A 16,269-nucleotide genomic window follows, 5' to 3' on the forward strand; every position below is an offset into this window, starting at 1 on the left:
GATGACACTCTATACGCTGGACGGCATGGCCCCGGAAATCGACCCCGATGTCGGCTGGATTGCCCCGACCGCCGTGCTGGTCGGCAGGGTGGTCGTGCATGCCGATGCCGGCATCTGGTTCGGCGTGGTGGCGCGGGGTGACAATGAGCCCATCACGATCGGCGCGCGCAGCAATGTGCAGGAAGACACCGTGCTGCATACCGATATGGGCTTTCCCCTGACCATCGGCGAAGGCTGCACCATCGGCCACAAGGCCATGCTGCATGGCTGCACCATTGGCGACAATACGCTGATCGGCATGGGCGCCACGGTGCTCAACGGCGCGCGGATCGGCAAGAACTGCCTGATCGGCGCCGGCGCCTTGATCACCGAGGGCAAGGAGATTCCCGACGGCTCGCTGGTGGTGGGCGCGCCGGGCAAGGTGATCCGCGCGCTCGACGAAGCCGCCATCGAGCGGCTGCGCAAGTCGGCCGATGGCTATGTGCGCAATGCCCGGCGCTTTGCCGCGGGCCTCGTGGACGTGACGGCGCGTCCGAACGATTTCGAGCCGGCCTGACATGGTCAGTGATAGCAGCGAGCGGCATCGGCAAATCCTGGATCTGGCCCGGCAGCAGCACGGCGTCAGCGTCGAGGCGCTGGCGCGCCATTTCGCCGTCTCGGTGCAGACCATCCGCAAGGACCTCAACCAGCTCTGCGAGCAGCGGCAGCTGACCCGCGTGCATGGCGGGGCGCGGCTGCCTTCGGGGGTGGAGAACCTCGAATATGAGGCGCGCCGCCGCATCGCCGCCGAGGCCAAGCAGGCCATCGGCCAGGCGGCGGCCCGGCTCATTCCCAATGATGCGTCGCTGTTCATCAATATCGGCACCACCACGGAGGCGGTGAGCCAGGCGCTGCTCGACCATGCCGGGCTCATGGTGGTGACCAACAATATCAATGTCGCCAACCGCATGCGGGTCTATCCGCGCTTCGAGGTGGTGATTGCCGGCGGCGTGGTGCGCCCTTCCGATGGCGGCGTGGTGGGCGAAGCGGCGGCCGGCTTCTTCTCGCAGTTCAAGGTGGACTATGCGGTGATCGGCGCCTCGGCGCTCGACGAAGAGGGCGCCCTGCTCGATTTCGACTATCGCGAGGTCAAGGTCGCCCAGGCCATTATCGCCAATGCGCGCCATGTGATCTTGGTCGCCGACCAGGGCAAGTTCAGCCGCACGGCGCCAGTGCGCATCGCCCGCATTGACCAGATCGGCAGCTTCGTCACGGACCATTGCCCGTCCCCGCCCTTTCGCCAGCTGTGCCAGGCGGCGGGGGTCGCGCTGATCGAAACCGCGGCCCTGCCGGATTAACCCAGCATTAACTAACCTGACAACATTCCGCGGCGGCTGCTATTAATCTTAAAACTGCCCGGCCCACACTGCAACCAGATCAGGACCGTTTCAGAACTGGGCAGCCGTGACCAAAGATCAAATTCCTTTGCGGGAACACCATGGCTGGCTGCGGGCCACCATGCTGCCAGCGCTGCTGGCCCTGATCGTCCTGCTGACCGGGGGGGTCTATCTGGACCTGCAGAATTCCACGATTGCCCGGGAGCGGGCTCAGGCCAGGGTGCAGGGGGAACTTGCGCTGATCCGGGCCAAGGTTGAAGGCAATATCACGGCCAATATCCAGCTGGTGCGCGGCCTGGTGTCGACCATTTCCACCGAACCGGCAACCATGACACCGGAGCGTTTCAATGCCCTGGCAAGCCGGCTGTTCGAGGAGCAGAGCCAGTTGCGCTCGGTGGCGCTGGCGCCCGATCTGATCGTTACCATGACCTACCCGCTGGCCGGCAATGAAGGCGTCATCGGGCTCAACTACCTGACCAACCCGGCGCAACGGGACGCCGCCCTGCTGGCGCGCGATACGGGCCGCGTGGTGCTGGCAGGGCCGGTCGATCTGGTGCAGGGCGGCAGGGGCTTTGTCGGCCGCTTCCCGGTGTTTACCGATGGCCCGGACGGCCGCCAGTTCTGGGGGCTGGCCTCGGCGGTGGTCGATGTCGACGCGCTCTATAGCGACAGCGGCTTGATCAATCCTGTTCTGGACATCGATGTTTCCCTGACCAGCAAGAGCGCTGTCGCGCAGGGAATGCCCGCCTTTTTCGGCCCCGACCTGAGCGACATGGAGCCCGTCACGGCCGAGATCTCGTTGCCGCATGAAACCTGGATCATGTCGGCCGTGCCCAAGGGGGGCTGGGCGACCGCCACCAGCGACAATTGGCTGTTCCGGCTGGCAATTCTGGCCGCGGGCATCCTGATCCTGGTGCCCATCGTCATCACCGCGCATCTGATGGGCGAACGCAATCGGCATTTCCTGGCCCTCAAGGGGCGCGAGGCGGAGCTGACGCGGGCGACCCGACGACTTGATCTGGCCCTGGGCATATCGCGGATCGGCGTCTGGGAAATGGATGTGGTGACCAAGGACCTGGTGTGGGACGACCGCATGAACCAGCTCTATGGCCTGGCTACCGATGGCGGCCCCCGCGCCTATCCGGATTGGCGCGGGGCGCTGCAGGCGGAGGACCTGGCGCAGGCCGAGCAGGACTTCGCCGACGGCATTGCCACCGGGCGATACCAGTCCACCTTCCGCACCGTGCATGCCGACGGCGCCGTGCGCCATCTGCGCTCGATCGGCGCGGTCTACAGCGATCCGGGCTGCAATCCGCGCATCCTGGGCATCAACTGGGACGTGACGGCGGATGTCGAACTGAACCTTGAGCTCCAGCAGGCCACGGCGATGACGCAGGCGCGCAATGCCGAACTCGAAACGGCGCGCGTGCGCATCGAACACAATGCCCTGCATGACAGCCTGACCGGCCTGCCCAATCGACGCTATCTGGACGAAATGCTGCAGGGCCTGGCCGCCCGGGGGTTTGGCACCGACCGGTCCATCGCCCTGCTGCATATCGACCTGGACCGCTTCAAGCAGATCAATGACACGCTCGGACACGCAGCCGGCGATGCCATGCTGGTGCATGCCAGTGCGGTACTGCGCGCCAACTGCCGGGACGGCGATTTCGTCGCCCGCGTCGGTGGCGATGAATTCGTGGTGCTCACCACCGCCAATGACAGCCAGGAGGACCTGGCGGCCCTGGCCGGCCGGATCGTCTGGCGGATGCGCCAGCCGGTGGGCTATGAAGGCCACGAATGCCGGTTCGGCGTCAGCATCGGCATTGCCCGCGGCTGCGTTGGTACGCTCGAGGGCAGGCAATTGCTGATCAATGCCGACATCGCGCTCTACCGGGCCAAGGGACGCGGGCGCAACTGCTACGAATTCTTTTCCGAACTGCTGCAGTCCGAGGTGATCAACACCAAGCGGGTGGCCGACGAGATCCTGAGCGGGCTGGAGCGCGACGAATTCGTCGCCTATTACCAGCCACAGTTTGACGCGCGCAACCATGACCTGGTCGGCGTGGAAGCCCTGGCCCGCTGGCGGCACCCGATCGAGGGGATCAAGACCCCCGACAGCTTCATTCCGGTCGCCGAAGAGCTCAATGTCATGGCTACCATCGACCGGCTCATTCTGGAACAGGCGCTGGCGGACCTGCGCCGCTGGGATGACATGGGCCTGGTGGTGCCGCGGGCCTCGGTCAATGTCTCCCAGCGCCGCCTGCATGACGAAGAACTGATCACCAGCCTGCGCAAACTCGACATCGCGCCTGGTCGCATCTCCTTTGAACTGGTGGAGTCGATCTATCTGGACGATGGCGACGACGTCGTCAGCTGGAATATCGAGCAGATCAAGGGCCTCGGCATTGACGTGGAGATCGATGACTTCGGCACCGGCTATGCCTCGATCGTGTCGCTGCAAAAACTGCGTCCGAACAGGCTCAAGATCGATCGCCAGCTGATCATGCCCATTCTGACCGATCTGCCGCAGCGCCGCCTGCTCACCTCCATCATCGATATCGGCAAGGCCATGGGTATCGAGGTGGTGGCCGAAGGCGTCGAGAGCATGGAGCATGCGGCGATCCTGTGCGACCTGGGCTGTGACATCCTGCAGGGCTACGCCTTCGCCCGGCCGCTCAGCGCTGCCGACCTGGAAGCCTTTCTCACCGCACAATCCTGGCGCAAAGCCTCCTGACCCCTTCTCAAAGTGGCCCTCATGGTCCATTGATCGCGCCAGAACTTGGCATGGAGGAAGCCGGCATGAGTGACGAACAGGGGCGCTTTGCCATTGGAGTGATCGGTGCGGGCATGGGGGCCAAGCCGCATGGACTGGCCCTGCAGTCGCTGGGTGACAGCATTGCCGTGCTGGGCGTCTATCGCCGCAACCGTGCCGAGCTGGAGGCCTTCTGCGCCAGCTATGGCTTCCCCGCCGCCGAGAGCTATGAGGCCCTGTTGGCCGATCCACGGCTCGACGCCGTGCTGGTGCTGACACCGCCCAATGCGCGCGAGGAAATCGTCGCCGCCGCAGCCCGGGCCGGCAAGCATGTGCTGCTGGAAAAGCCCGTCGAACGCAGCGTCGCCGCCGCCGAGCGCATTGTCGGGCTGTGCGACGCCGCCAATGTCACCCTGGGTGTCATCTTCCAGCACCGCTTCCGCCGCGCCTCGCGCTTCCTGGCCGAAGCCATCGCCGACGGGCGCTACGGCCCGCTCGAGACCGTGCATCTGGTGGTGCCGTGGTGGCGGCCGCAGCAGGGCTATTACGACCAGCCCGGTCGCGGCACGCTGGCCCAGGATGGCGGCGGGGTGCTGATCACCCAGGCCATTCACTCGCTCGACCTGATGCTCAGCCTCTGCGGCCCGGTCGAGGCGGTGACCGCCATGGCCCGGACGACGCGGCTGCACCAGATGGAGACCGAGGACTTCGTGTCGGCGGGCCTGGAATTTGCCAATGGCGCGGTCGGGGCGATGATGGCGACCACCGCCAATTTCCCCGGCGGGCCGGAAAGCCTGACGCTGAATTTCGCCGATGCCGCAGCCACGCTGACCGCCGGCAATCTGACGGTGCGCCTGCGCAATGGCGACATCATCACCGAGGGCGAGGCCAGCGAGGGCGGCGGCGGCGCCGATCCCATGGCCTTCCCCTTCGACTGGCATGCGGCCCAGATCGCCGAATTTGCCGATGCCGTGCGCCAGGGCCGGCAGCCGGTCTCGACCGGCCATACGGCGCTGCATGTGCACCGCCTGATCGAGGCGCTGCTGGCCTCCTCGCGCGAAGGCAAACGCGTCAGCGTCTAGCTCAGGTGGCGCTGCCGGTCGGTTCGGGCGGTTGCTCTGCCGCCGGCGCCTCGGACACGGTACCGCCACCCCGCGCCGGCCAGCGTTCGCCCACCGTGTCGGCAACGAAAGCGCCGCGCTCGCCGAGCGGCTGGGCCGCGCCGGTGGTGGAATCCTCGGCGGTCTGGTGCTCGATCTCGGAATTGAGCGAGCCGCCCAGAATGATGATGGTGACCGACAGCCAGATCCAGGTGAGCATGCCGACCACGGCCCCAAGCGAGCCATAGGTGGCGCTGTAGTTGGAGAAATTGGCGGCATACCAGGAGAACAGCGCCGAGGCGGCCATGATGCCCAAAGCGGCAAAGGCACTGCCCGGCGTCACCCAACGCCAGCGCGCCTCCTGCCGGCTCGGGCCCCAGCGATACAGCGCCGAGACGGCCAGCAGCAGGAACAGCAACATGACGGCATAGGCGCCCAGCTGCACGATCCAGTCATAGCGTGACAGCGAGAGCAGGCTGAGCACCACCGGCAGGACCAGCACGACGCTCAGCATGACGATGGTGAGCACCAGGCCACCGAGCAGGAAGATCAGCGCCAGCAGGTTGACGGCAAAGAAGTTGCGCTTTTCCTGCTCGCCATAGACCACGTTCATGGCTTCAAACAGCGCCTTGATGCCAGCGCCCGCCCCCCAGAGGGCAATGGCGAGCGACACCAGCAGGGTAATCCCCAGCGAGCGTTCGTCCTGGGTGGTCAGCCGCACCAGTTGTTCGCGCACGATATCGAGGCCACCATCGGGCACGATGCCGACGAGCAGGTTGAGCTGCTCGACCACGCCGGCGGGATTGTTGAGCAGGCCATAGAGCGAAACGAAGAGGCTGAGCGAGGGGGCCAGCGCCAGCAGCAGGAAGAAGCTGACGCCGGCGGCGGTCAGCAGGATGCGGTTCTCGTTGAAGCCGACATAGAGGCGATAGACGATGTCCTTCCAGCCCCGCCAGGGGATGGCCGACGGCGTAAAGGCGTGGCGCCCGCGATCGGACTGCAGGGCGCGCTGGAATTGGCTGTCATCGGTCATGGGAGCGCAACGCATGAAGCCGCCGGGCGGCTCCATGCGCGGGCTGACTTCATGCCGAAAGCGCGGCCTTGGCCTCGACGCGGCGGCGAATGCTGGCCACGTCGGACTTGGGCGTCGCCGCAAACAGGGTCCGGGTATAGGCGTGCTGGGGATTGTCGAAGACCGCCTGGCGGCTGCCATGTTCAACGACATCGCCATAATACATCACCATGACCTCGTCGGCGATGTAGCGCACCACGCTGAGATCATGGCTGATGAAGACATAGGTCAGGCCGAACTCGTCCTGCAGGTCCTTGAGCAGGTTGAGGATCTGCGCCTGCACCGACAGGTCGAGCGCCGAGACCGGCTCGTCGAGCACGAGAAAACTCGGATTGAGCATAAGCGCCCGGGCAATGGCAATGCGCTGGCGCTGGCCGCCCGAAAACATGTGCGGGTAGCGGTTGAAGTGCTCGGGACCCAGGCCGACCTTGGTCAGCATGGCCATGGCCTTGTCGCGCCGCTCGGCGGCCGACAGCTTGGTATTGAGCAGCAGCGGCTCGGCCAGCACATCGCCGACCTTCTGGCGCGGATTGAGCGAGCCATAGGGGTTCTGGAAGACGATCTGCACCTTCTGGCGCATCTCGCGGCTCACATGCCTGGTGTCGACAGAAACGCCATCGATCAGGATATCGCCAGCGGTGGCCGGATCGATCAGCGTGATCATGCGCGCCAGCGTAGACTTGCCGCAGCCGCTTTCGCCGACCACTGCCAGCGTCTTGCCCTTGGCCAGGGTGAAGTTCACGCCCTTGACGGCATGCACCACCTTGGCCGGCCGCAGGAAGCCGCCGGAAGAGACATAGTCACGCGTCAGGTTGCGGACTTCGAGAACGGGAGTGGTCATCAGCGTACTCCCGGCGCCGCTTCGAAGACGAAGTCGGAAACGGTGGGCAGGCGATCGCCTACGGCATTTTCCGGCAGCGCCGACAGCAGGGCCCGCGTGTAGTTGGATTGAGGGGTTTCGAACAGGGAAAGCACGTCGGCCTCCTCCATCTTGCGGCCCTTGTACTGGACGATGACGCGATCGGCCGTCTCGGCCACCACGCCCATGTCATGGGTGATCATGATAAGCCCCATGCCGTGCTCGGCCTGCAGCCGCACCAGCAGGTCCAGGATCTGCTTCTGGATGGTTACGTCGAGCGCGGTGGTCGGCTCGTCGGCGATCAGCAGCTTGGGATTGCAGGAAATGGCCATGGCGATCATGACGCGCTGGCACTGTCCGCCGCTCATCTGGTGCGGGAAGGCGCCGAGGCGATCGGCACCATCGTTGATGCCGACCAGCCTGAGCAGCTCCACGGCCCGGTCGCGGGCGGCCCGGCCGTGCAGGCCCAGATGCATGCCCAGCACTTCCTCGATCTGGAAGCCGATGGTGAAGCAGGGGTTCAGGCTCGCCACCGGTTCCTGGAAGATCATGGCAATGTCCTTGCCGATGATCCTGCGCTTGTCGGCAGCGCTCATGGCGAGCAGGTCGAGGCCTTCAAATTCCATCTTGTCGGCGGTGACCGTGGCGGTCGAGGGCAGCAGCCCCATCACCGCCAGCATGGCCACGGACTTGCCGGAACCGGATTCCCCGACAATGGCCAGCACTTCGCGGGCATCGACGGAGACATCGATGCCATCGACAGCCTTGAACAGGCCGATGGAGGTGTCGAAGGAGACAGTCAGATTGCGGATTTCAAGCAGGGGCATGGCTCAGCTCCTCTTGAGCTTGGGATCGAGAGCGTCACGCATGCCGTCGCCGATCAGGTTGATGGCGAGCACGGTGATCAGGATGGCAAGACCCGGAAAGGTCACCACCCAGGGGGCGCGCAGGATGAATTCGCGGGCGGTCGCCAGCATGGTGCCCCATTCGGGCGTGGGCGGCTGGGCACCCATGCCGAGAAAGCCGAGGGCGGCGGCATCGAGAATGGCATTGGAAAAGCTCAGCGTTGCCTGGACGATCAGCGGGCCCAGGCAATTGGGCAGGATGGTGATCAGCATCAGCCGGATATGGCTGGCGCCGGAGAGTTTGGCGGCCGTCACATATTCACGGCTCTTTTCGGCCATGACGGCGGCGCGCACCAGTCTGGCAAAGTGCGGCTGCAGGACAATGGCGATGGCCACCATGGCGTTGAACAGGCCCGGCCCCAGAATGGCGACCAGCACGAGCGCCAGTAGCAGCGAGGGGAAGGCCAGGATGATGTCCATGACGCGCATGATCATGGCATCGACCCAGCCGCCGAAATAGCCGGCCAGCACGCCCAGGATGACGCCGACAAGGGCGGCGCCGACCACCACGAAGAGGCCGATGAATAGCGAATAGCGGGCGCCGTGGATCAGCCGACTGAGCATGTCGCGACCGACCGGGTCGGTGCCGAGCAGGAAGCGCGGATCGCCCAGCGCGTCCCAGATGGGCGGCGTCAGGATGGCGTCGCGATATTGCTGGTCGGGCGAGTGCGGCGCGATCAAGGGCGCGAAGATGGCGACCAGAACCAGCAGCATAAACACGACCAGCCCGATGACCGCACCGCGGTTGACGGCGAAATAGTGCCAGAATTCACGAAAGCCGGCGCCGAAATTTTCTTTCACGGGCGCTGGGGTGGCTTGGATCTCGCTCATTTATTTCACCCTGATGCGCGGATTGATGACGGCATAGAGCACATCGACGAGCAGGTTGACGGCCATGACGATAAGCGCAATGAGCAACAGGCCCGATTGCACCACGACATAGTCGCGCTTACTGATGGAATCGATCATCCACTTGCCGATGCCCGGCCAGGAGAAGATGGTTTCGGTGAGGATGGCGCCGCCCAGCAGCAGACCGACCTGCAGGCCGATCGTGGTGATCACCGGGATCAGCGCATTGCGCAAGGCATGCACGTTGACCACGCGCCGCGGCGACAGGCCCTTGGCCCGCGCCGTGCGGACATAGTCCTCGCCCAGCACTTCGAGCATGGCAGACCGGGTCTGGCGCGCGATCACGGCCAGCGGGATGGTCCCCAGGACCACCGCCGGCAGGACCAGATGGCGCAGCGCCGAGACGAAGGCGGGCCAGTTGCCATAGAGCAGGGTGTCGACCAGCATGAAGCCGGTAATGGGCCGCAGGAAAAAGGTCAGGGCGATGCGGCCCGAGACCGGCGTCCAGCCCAGATAGCCGGAAAAGAAGATGATCAGCAGCAGGCCCCACCAGAAGATGGGCATCGAATAGCCGGTGAGCGCCACGCCCATGGTGACCTGATCGAACCAGGAGCCGCGCTTGACCGCGGCGAAGATACCAGCGGGAATGCCCACAACAATGGCAAAGATCATGGCCACGAGAGCCAGTTCGATGGTGGCGGGAAACAGCGTCATGAACTCGGTCAGCACCGGGCGCTTGGTGGCCAGCGAGATGCCGAAATTGCCCTGCAGCACCGAGCCCAGGTAATTGAGATATTGCTGCCAGATCGGCAGGTTGTAGCCGAATTGCTCGCGCAGCACTTCGTAGCGCTCAGGCGTGACGCCGTGTTGTCCGGCCATAGCCAGGATCGGGTCGCCCGGCAGCACGCGGACAAAAAAGAAGGCGCAAAGAGAAATGCCGATGACGGTCGGCACGATCAGCGCAATTCTGCGCAGGATGTAATTCAGCATGAGCGGGACTTACCCTTGAGCAATGGACCACCGATGGGGGCCAGAATGCTCGCGTTTCCTGTTGTGGCTCGGCCCTTTGGCGGGCGCCATTTGCTGGCGCCTCACGGCCTTGCTCGAAATAGTGGAGCCTCGTTCCGAGCGATACGGATCGAGGCTCCTGTTTGCAGACTATCGCAAAGCCTTACTCGGCGATGTCGACGCCCTTGAAGCTATGGTTGCCCAGCGGGCTCATGGCATAGCCGGTGATGGTCTTCTTCATGGGCATGAACACGCGCGAATGAGCGAGGGTCATGGCGGGCTCTTCAGCTTTGAAGATTTCCTGGGCCTTGGTGTAGAGCTCGGTGCGCTTGGCCTGGTCCGGGGTGGTCTTGGCTTCCTGGATCAGGGCTTCGAACTCGTCATTGCACCACATCGAGTAGTTGGACACGCCGATGGCCGAGCAGGAGAACAGGGTGGCGAAGAAGTTGTCCGGATCACCATTGTCGCCGGTCCAGCCGATCTGGAACGGACCCTTGCGATCGGTCTGCTTGCCGCGCTCGCGGTATTCAGTCCATTCGTAGGTGACGATGTTGGCGGTGACGCCGACAGCGGCCCAGTCAGCCTGGATCAGTTCGGCAACGCGCTGGGCGTTGGGATTGTATGGACGCGACACGGGCATGGCCCACAGGTCGGTGGTCAGCTCGGTCACGCCGGCTTCGGCCAGCAGGGCTTTGGCACCTTCGGGATCGTAGACGTCAGCCGGGGTGGCGTCGTCATAGGACCACATGGTCGGCGGGATCAGGTTCTTGGCGTCCTGGCCAGCACCCTGGTACACGGCCTCGATGATCGCAGCCTTGTCGATGGCCATGGTCAGGGCCTTGCGGACCTTGACGTTGTCGAATGGGGCTTCGGTCACGTTATAGGACAAGTAGCCGATGTTGAGGCCTTCCTGTTCCATGACGGTCAGGTTGGTATCAGCCTGGAGCGTAGCGATATCGGCAGGCGCCGGGTAGGCCATGATGTCGCATTCGCCGGCCAGCAGGCGCTGGGCACGAACCGACTGGTCGGTGGTGATGGCGAAAACCAGGTCATCGATCGGCTGCTTGCCATCCCAGTAGTCGGGGAAGGCGGCATAGCGGATGACGGTATCGAGCTGGTAATCAACGAACTGGAATGGACCATTGCCGATCGGCTGGGTCGAGAACGCCGCCATATTGCCTTCAGCTTCGAGCTTGTCGGCATATTCCTTGGAGACGATCGAGGCGAAATCCATCGCCAGGTTGGCCAGCATCGGTGCGTTTGGTTCGTTCAGCACGAACTTGACCGTCAGGTCGTCAACCGCAACGATTTCCTTGAGGTACTTGGGCATGTCCATGCCCTGGAAGTAGTCCCAGGTCATGCCTTCGAGATAGGCGAACCAGGCGTTGTCTTCCTTCCACTGGCGCTCGAACGTGAAGATCACGTCCGAAGCGTTGAGGTCGCGGGTGGGGGTAAAATAGTCGGTGGTCTGGAACTTGGTGCCCGGACGCAGCTTGAAGGTGATCTCGAGGCCATCGGCCGAGACTTCCCAGCTTTCGGCCAGGGCGGGGGTCACTTCGGTACCGCCGGGAGCAAATTCGACCAGGCGGCTATAGATCGTGTGCGAGCTCGCGTCGAAGTCGTTGCCGCCAGTCAGCGGACCGGGATCGAAATGGGCAGGGGAAGCTTCCGAGCAATAGACCAGCTGTTTGGCCTGGGCCGCGCCGGCAGCAAGCGCCATAATGGCGGTCGCCGTGAGCAGCGTCTTCATCAATTTCATGATTGTTGTCTCCCGAACAGTTTTATGCACCCGGCTTGCCAACCGGGGCTTGGGCGTCAACAAAGCTTAGAATCCGGGGGAGCGCAATGGGGGAGTTTGACCATTTGGTCAATCTGATGACGCCTGGAAGAAGAATCCACAACAATGGACGGTTTTCTGCCGATCCGTTCGACCGCCACGCATGGCGCTTGACCCGCCGCCGAGCCTGATGATCCATAGTCCCATGACAAAAACCATCGCAACCATGACCCTCGTGGTCGCCGATTATGACGCGGCGATCACTTTTTACCGTGACCGGCTGGGCTTTGCCGTGCTGACCGACATGGATATGGGCGGCGGCAAGCGCTGGGTGGTGATCGGCGCTGCCGCTGGTAGCGGCGCACGCCTGCTGCTGGCCAAAGCCGTCGGTGCAGAACAGAGCCAAGCCGTGGGCAACCAGACCGGTGGACGGGTGATGGGCTTTATCGAGACCAACGACTTTGCCCGCAGTCATGCCGAAATGGTCGCGCAGGACGTCAGCTTCCTCGAAGCGCCGCGGCACGAGCCCTATGGCTGGGTGGCGGTGTTTGCAGACCTCTATGGGAACAAATGGGATCTCATCGAACCCAAAAGCTGAACGCGGTGCTGCTGCTCGGCCTGCTGGCGGGAACGCCCCTGGCCGCGCAGGAGGCCGGCTGGCACTATTCGCCCCTGCCCGGCGAAGGTGATCGCGCCACGCTGGGCTGCGCCCTGGCCTCCACGCCCACCGCTTTCGCCTGTGTGGCGGTGCGCTGCGAAGATGATTTTTCGACCGGCATCCATATCCATACCAGCCGGATCGAGGGCGATGCGGTTGTATGGGCCATTACCGTGGACAAGCAGACGCGCAGCTTCGTCGCCCTGCCCAGCCAGCCCTATGGCGCCCGGCTGAGCGGGGACACCACCTGGGTGCTGGACAATCTGCGCAATGGTGCCGTAGCCTATCTTGAGCCCGCCGATGGCACGCCTGTGCCAGCCAATCACATTGCGCTCGACGGCTCGCTTTACGCCATCAATCGGGCGCTGGCCTGGTGCGCCCCGCGCGTGCCGGCAACCGAACCGATCACGGCGCCAGACGTTGAGACCCAGCAATAGCCAAATGGAGACCCCTCATGGACCGCCGACCGCTCGGACGCAGTGAACTTGTCATCGAACCGCTGGTGCTGGGGGGCAATGTCTTCGGCTGGACCGTGGATGAGGCCGAAGGCTTCAGGATACTGGACGCCTATGTCGATGCCGGCTTCACCGCCATCGATACGGCCGAAGGCTATCCCAACTGGGTCCCGGGCAATCCGCCCGGCATGAGCGAGACCATTATCGGCAAATGGATGAAAGCGCGCGGCAATCGCGAGGCGCTGCATATCTTCACCAAGGTCAACTCGGCCAACAAGCCGGGCGGGCTCAGCGCCCAGTCCATTCACGATGGCGTCGAAGCCTCGCTGGCGCGGCTGCAGACCGATTATATCGACCTCTATTTCAGCCACTGGCCGGATACCCAGACCAGCCATGAGGAGACGCTGGGCGCCTATGATCCGCTGGTCCGCTCTGGCCGGGTGCGGGTGCTCGGCGCCTCCAACTATACCGCCCAGATGGTGCGCGATGCGCAGCAGACCGCCATCATCAAGACCCTGCCGCGTTACGATGTGCTGCAGCCGCGCTTCAACCTCTATGATCGCGCCGAATTCGCGGCCCTGGCCGATGTCGTGGCCGAACAGGAACTCGGCACGGTGGTCTATTACAGCCTCGCCGCCGGCTTTCTGACCGGCAAGTATCGCAGCAAGGCCGATCTCGGCAAATCGCCGCGCGGTGGCGGAGCCGAGAAATATCTCGACGCCAAGGGTCTGGCGATCCTGGCCGCGCTCGACACGGTCGCGGCGGCCCATGACGCCACGCCTGCCGAAGTGTCGCTGGCCTGGCTGGTGGCCCAGAAGGGCGTCAGCGCCCCCATCGCCTCGGCCACATCGGTCGAACAGGTGCTGAGCCTGGCCAAGGGCGTGCGGCTCAAGCTGGCCGATGACGAACTCAAACTGCTGACCGACGCTGGTCAGTGATCCATAGAAGCCCATGCACCGGGCCCTCCCTCCCCCTTGTGGGGAGGGAAGCGAGATAGGACTTAGCGCAGGCTGGGTCCGTTCAATCGAGCAGGGTGGGGGTATGCTCCCGCATAGGCAATGGCCGGAGAAATCCCCCCACCCTTGACCCCTCCCCACAAGGGGAGGGAGACGACTGCAACATCAGGTACCTACCATTCGAAGTCCGGCCCGTTCACCCGGGCGCCCATCAGGAAGACGTCGGCCATCAGCCGCAGCGGCGCGGCGTCGACATCGGTCTCATGCCGGTCGAGGAGATCGGCGAAGTGGTCATACATGGCGGCGTATTCGCCATCGCCATGCTGCAGCACGACTTCATCATTGATGCGCAGTGTGCGCCCGCCGCCCTCGAGCCGGACGACGTCGCCCGTGCCGGTCTCGAAGCGGATGGTCCAGATCTCGCCATTCTCCTCGAGCCAGTTGAAGCCCGCCGACAAAGCCGGCTGATGCGCCTGGCCGGACTTGAAGGTGATTTCGGCGTCGATGGGGGTCTGCCGGTTGGCCGGGAAGGTCAGCTTGCTGGCCGCGACGAAGACCGGATAGGGCATGACCTTGGTGAAAATCGACAGGGCATTGATGCCGGGATCGCAGACGCCGAAGCCGCCCGGCTCCCAGACCCAGTCCTGGCCGGGATGCCATTTGCGCACGCTTTCGCGCCAGTCAATGCGGGCCGCCGTGACGCCCTGCTCGGCCAGGATCGCCTTGGCCCGGTCGACGGCGGGGTTATATTGGCTGTGCCAGGTCTGGTAGAGCACGCGATCGAGCCGGCTGGCATGGGCGATCAGGTCGTCGAGTTCGGAAATCGTGGTGGTGGGGGGCTTTTCCATCATCACATCCTTGCCGGCATCGAGTGCCTCACGGACATATTGATGGCGGATGCCGGGCGGGGTGCAGATCGACACGAGGCCAATCTCGGGCATGGCGGCATAGAGCTCGGCAGGTGTCTTGAACACCGGCAGGCCGTTATGGGCGATGCCGCGGGTCGAGACGGTTGCGGCCAGCTCGAAATCGGCCGAGTTCTCGATCACTGGCAGGTGCTGGTCCTGCGCTATCTTGCCCACACCAATGACGGCGATCTTGCGTTTGGCCATGGTCTGGCTCCTCGGGGAAAAGTCGGGCGTATAGAACAGAGCGAGCCCCGCTCTGCCAAGGGGATTTGTATGATTTTTTCGAGTGCCCGGATCAGCGCACGATTATGGCGCGGAAGTCGTTGACATTGGTGCCGGTGGGCCCGGTGAGCAGCAGGTCGCCAATGGCCTTGAAGGCGGTATAGGCGTCGTTATTGGCCAAAGCCGCCAGCGGGTCGATGCCGGCATGGCGCAGACGCGTGGCCGTGCCGCCATCGACAAAGGCGCCGGCATTGTCCTCCGAGCCATCAATGCCGTCGGTGTCGGCGGCCAGGGCGGAAATGCCCTCGGCGCCGTCGATGGCAATGGCCAGCGCCAGCAGGAATTCGCCATTGCGCCCACCCCGGCCCTTGCCTCGCAGGGTCACGGTCGTCTCCCCGCCGGACAGCAGCACGACCGGCTTGGTGAAGGGGCGGTTGCGGGTGAGGATTTCCTTGGCCATGGCGGCATGGACCTGGGCGACGTCGCGCGCCTCGCCCTCGATGGAATCCGACAGTATGGCCGCCTCGATCCCCCTGCTGCGCGCCAGCGTGGCGGCGGCTTCGAGCGACAGGGCCGCCGAGGCAATGGTGCGCACAGTGTTGCGCGCCAGCACCGGGTCGCCGGCCAGGGGCGCCGGATTGTCCTCGCCCGCCAGCAGCGTCTGGGCGCTGGCTGGCAGGTCGATGCGATAGAGCGAGACATATTTGCGCGCGAGCGAGCGGGTGCCGGAAAGGGGAATGGTGGGGCCGGACGCGACGAGGGCCGGATCGTCGCCCGGCACATCGGACACCACCAGCGTTGCCACGCGCGCCGGGCTACAGCGCGCGGCGAGGCGCCCGCCCTTGATGGTGGAGAACTGGTTGCGGATCAGGTTCATCACCGCAATGGGCGCGCCCGAAGCGAGCAAGGCGCGGTTGATGGCCTGCTCGTCATCGAGCGTCAGCCCCGGCGCCGGGGCGGGCAGCAGGCTGGAGCCGCCGCCCGAGATCAGCGCCACGACGAGGTCATCGGGCCCCAGGCCCGAGACGGTTTCCATGATGCGGCGCGCGGCCAGAAAGCCGGCCTCGTCGGGGACCGGATGGGCCGCCTCGACGATTTCGATGCGCTCGCAGGGTTCGGCATAGCCGTAGCGGGTGACGACCAGGCCCGAGATCGGGCCGGTCCAGGCCAGCTCGAAGGCCCGCGCCATCTGCGCCGATGCCTTGCCGGCGCCGATGACCACCGTGCGGCCCCGTGGGCGCGGCGGCAGGTTCTGCGCCACGGCAAGCGCCGGCTGGGCCTGGGCGACGGCGGCGTGGAACATCTGCTCGAGCAGGGTAGTGTCCATGATCTCTCTCGGCTTGCGATTCGGCGCGGGCAGGTCTAGCCAGCA

Annotated in this window: 15 protein-coding genes; 7 read left to right on the forward strand and 8 right to left on the reverse strand. The window is 64.6% G+C overall.

The genetic code is table 11. The features are described 5' to 3' along the window. Nucleotide 1 precedes the first annotated feature (1 nt). The 4 genes from AC4NN3_RS17930 (at nucleotide 2) to AC4NN3_RS17945 (ending at nucleotide 5,210) form a co-directional block, all read left to right on the forward strand. Nucleotides 2–556, forward strand: coding sequence for a gamma carbonic anhydrase family protein (locus tag AC4NN3_RS17930; protein ID WP_491928453.1), 555 nt, complete (start codon nucleotides 2–4; stop codon nucleotides 554–556). 1 nt (nucleotide 557) lies between these two features. Beyond that, nucleotides 558–1,337: a DeoR/GlpR family DNA-binding transcription regulator gene (locus AC4NN3_RS17935; protein ID WP_491928454.1), complete on the forward strand. Its 780-nt coding sequence runs from the start codon at nucleotides 558–560 to the stop codon at nucleotides 1,335–1,337. 106 nt (nucleotides 1,338–1,443) lie between these two features. Continuing rightward, nucleotides 1,444–4,110, forward strand: coding sequence for a bifunctional diguanylate cyclase/phosphodiesterase (locus AC4NN3_RS17940; protein ID WP_491928455.1), 2,667 nt, complete (start codon nucleotides 1,444–1,446; stop codon nucleotides 4,108–4,110). A 65-nt stretch (nucleotides 4,111–4,175) separates the two neighbouring features. After that, the gene (locus AC4NN3_RS17945; RefSeq protein ID WP_491928456.1) at nucleotides 4,176–5,210 is read left to right on the forward strand and encodes a Gfo/Idh/MocA family protein; all 1,035 of its coding nucleotides are present in this window, start codon (nucleotides 4,176–4,178) and stop codon (nucleotides 5,208–5,210) included. Between the two features lies 1 nt (nucleotide 5,211). Here the strand turns inward: AC4NN3_RS17945 and AC4NN3_RS17950 are convergent, their stop codons facing one another. The 6 genes from AC4NN3_RS17950 to AC4NN3_RS17975 all read right to left on the reverse strand — a co-directional run bounded on the left by AC4NN3_RS17950 (nucleotide 5,212) and on the right by AC4NN3_RS17975 (nucleotide 11,680). Beyond that, nucleotides 5,212–6,261, reverse strand: a complete 1,050-nt coding sequence (locus AC4NN3_RS17950) for a YihY/virulence factor BrkB family protein (protein WP_491928457.1) — start codon at nucleotides 6,259–6,261, stop codon at nucleotides 5,212–5,214. A gap of 49 nt (nucleotides 6,262–6,310) precedes the next feature. Beyond that, nucleotides 6,311–7,141 carry an ABC transporter ATP-binding protein gene (locus tag AC4NN3_RS17955; protein WP_491928458.1) on the reverse strand — a complete coding sequence of 277 codons (831 nt, stop codon included), beginning with the start codon at nucleotides 7,139–7,141 and terminating at the stop codon, nucleotides 6,311–6,313. After that, a complete protein-coding gene (locus AC4NN3_RS17960; protein ID WP_491928459.1) occupies nucleotides 7,141–7,986 on the reverse strand; it encodes an ABC transporter ATP-binding protein in 846 nt (281 codons plus the stop codon). Before AC4NN3_RS17960 ends, AC4NN3_RS17955 begins: the two co-directional genes overlap by 1 nt. A gap of 3 nt (nucleotides 7,987–7,989) precedes the next feature. Continuing rightward, nucleotides 7,990–8,895: an ABC transporter permease subunit gene (locus AC4NN3_RS17965; RefSeq protein WP_491928460.1), complete on the reverse strand. Its 906-nt coding sequence runs from the start codon at nucleotides 8,893–8,895 to the stop codon at nucleotides 7,990–7,992. Further along, a complete protein-coding gene (locus AC4NN3_RS17970; protein ID WP_491928461.1) occupies nucleotides 8,896–9,903 on the reverse strand; it encodes an ABC transporter permease subunit in 1,008 nt (335 codons plus the stop codon). A gap of 181 nt (nucleotides 9,904–10,084) precedes the next feature. Beyond that, entirely contained in the window at nucleotides 10,085–11,680 is a 1,596-nt protein-coding gene (locus tag AC4NN3_RS17975) for an ABC transporter substrate-binding protein (protein WP_491928462.1), read from the reverse strand. Nucleotides 11,681–11,903: 223 nt separating this feature from the next. On the opposite strand from AC4NN3_RS17975, the gene AC4NN3_RS17980 reads away from it, so the two are divergent. The 3 genes from AC4NN3_RS17980 to AC4NN3_RS17990 are packed head-to-tail and all read left to right on the forward strand — an operon-like array spanning nucleotide 11,904 to nucleotide 13,749. Continuing rightward, complete coding sequence (locus AC4NN3_RS17980; RefSeq protein WP_491928463.1) at nucleotides 11,904–12,296, forward strand: VOC family protein; 393 nt, start codon at nucleotides 11,904–11,906, stop codon at nucleotides 12,294–12,296. Next, nucleotides 12,269–12,793, forward strand: a complete 525-nt coding sequence (locus AC4NN3_RS17985) for a hypothetical protein (protein ID WP_491928464.1) — start codon at nucleotides 12,269–12,271, stop codon at nucleotides 12,791–12,793. The genes AC4NN3_RS17980 and AC4NN3_RS17985 overlap by 28 nt, the downstream gene beginning before the upstream one ends. Nucleotides 12,794–12,810: 17 nt before the next feature. After that, nucleotides 12,811–13,749, forward strand: coding sequence for an aldo/keto reductase (locus AC4NN3_RS17990; protein ID WP_491928465.1), 939 nt, complete (start codon nucleotides 12,811–12,813; stop codon nucleotides 13,747–13,749). Nucleotides 13,750–13,940: 191 nt separating this feature from the next. On the opposite strand, the gene AC4NN3_RS17995 is transcribed toward AC4NN3_RS17990, so the two are convergent. Together AC4NN3_RS17995 and AC4NN3_RS18000 are read right to left on the reverse strand one after the other, a co-directional pair. After that, a complete protein-coding gene (locus AC4NN3_RS17995; protein WP_491928466.1) occupies nucleotides 13,941–14,879 on the reverse strand; it encodes a Gfo/Idh/MocA family protein in 939 nt (312 codons plus the stop codon). A gap of 91 nt (nucleotides 14,880–14,970) precedes the next feature. Then, on the reverse strand, nucleotides 14,971–16,224 hold the full coding sequence (locus tag AC4NN3_RS18000) for a glycerate kinase type-2 family protein (protein WP_491928467.1): 1,254 nt from the start codon (nucleotides 16,222–16,224) through the stop codon (nucleotides 14,971–14,973). Between the last annotated feature and the right edge of the window lie 45 nt (nucleotides 16,225–16,269).

The sequence above is a fragment of the Devosia sp. MDV22-iso42 genome (genome assembly GCF_058629155.1).

Coding starts and splice junctions, on each gene's coding strand:
- AC4NN3_RS17930 (WP_491928453.1), top strand. CDS start 2: ATGACACTCTATACGCTGGACGGCATGGCCCCGGAAATCGACCCCGAT.
- AC4NN3_RS17935 (WP_491928454.1), top strand. CDS start 558: ATGGTCAGTGATAGCAGCGAGCGGCATCGGCAAATCCTGGATCTGGCC.
- AC4NN3_RS17945 (WP_491928456.1), top strand. CDS start 4,176: ATGAGTGACGAACAGGGGCGCTTTGCCATTGGAGTGATCGGTGCGGGC.
- AC4NN3_RS17950 (WP_491928457.1), bottom strand. CDS start 6,261: ATGACCGATGACAGCCAATTCCAGCGCGCCCTGCAGTCCGATCGCGGG.
- AC4NN3_RS17955 (WP_491928458.1), bottom strand. CDS start 7,141: ATGACCACTCCCGTTCTCGAAGTCCGCAACCTGACGCGTGACTATGTC.
- AC4NN3_RS17960 (WP_491928459.1), bottom strand. CDS start 7,986: ATGCCCCTGCTTGAAATCCGCAATCTGACTGTCTCCTTCGACACCTCC.
- AC4NN3_RS17965 (WP_491928460.1), bottom strand. CDS start 8,895: ATGAGCGAGATCCAAGCCACCCCAGCGCCCGTGAAAGAAAATTTCGGC.
- AC4NN3_RS17970 (WP_491928461.1), bottom strand. CDS start 9,903: ATGCTGAATTACATCCTGCGCAGAATTGCGCTGATCGTGCCGACCGTC.
- AC4NN3_RS17975 (WP_491928462.1), bottom strand. CDS start 11,680: ATGAAATTGATGAAGACGCTGCTCACGGCGACCGCCATTATGGCGCTT.
- AC4NN3_RS17980 (WP_491928463.1), top strand. CDS start 11,904: ATGACAAAAACCATCGCAACCATGACCCTCGTGGTCGCCGATTATGAC.
- AC4NN3_RS17985 (WP_491928464.1), top strand. CDS start 12,269: ATGGGATCTCATCGAACCCAAAAGCTGAACGCGGTGCTGCTGCTCGGC.
- AC4NN3_RS17990 (WP_491928465.1), top strand. CDS start 12,811: ATGGACCGCCGACCGCTCGGACGCAGTGAACTTGTCATCGAACCGCTG.
- AC4NN3_RS17995 (WP_491928466.1), bottom strand. CDS start 14,879: ATGGCCAAACGCAAGATCGCCGTCATTGGTGTGGGCAAGATAGCGCAG.
- AC4NN3_RS18000 (WP_491928467.1), bottom strand. CDS start 16,224: ATGGACACTACCCTGCTCGAGCAGATGTTCCACGCCGCCGTCGCCCAG.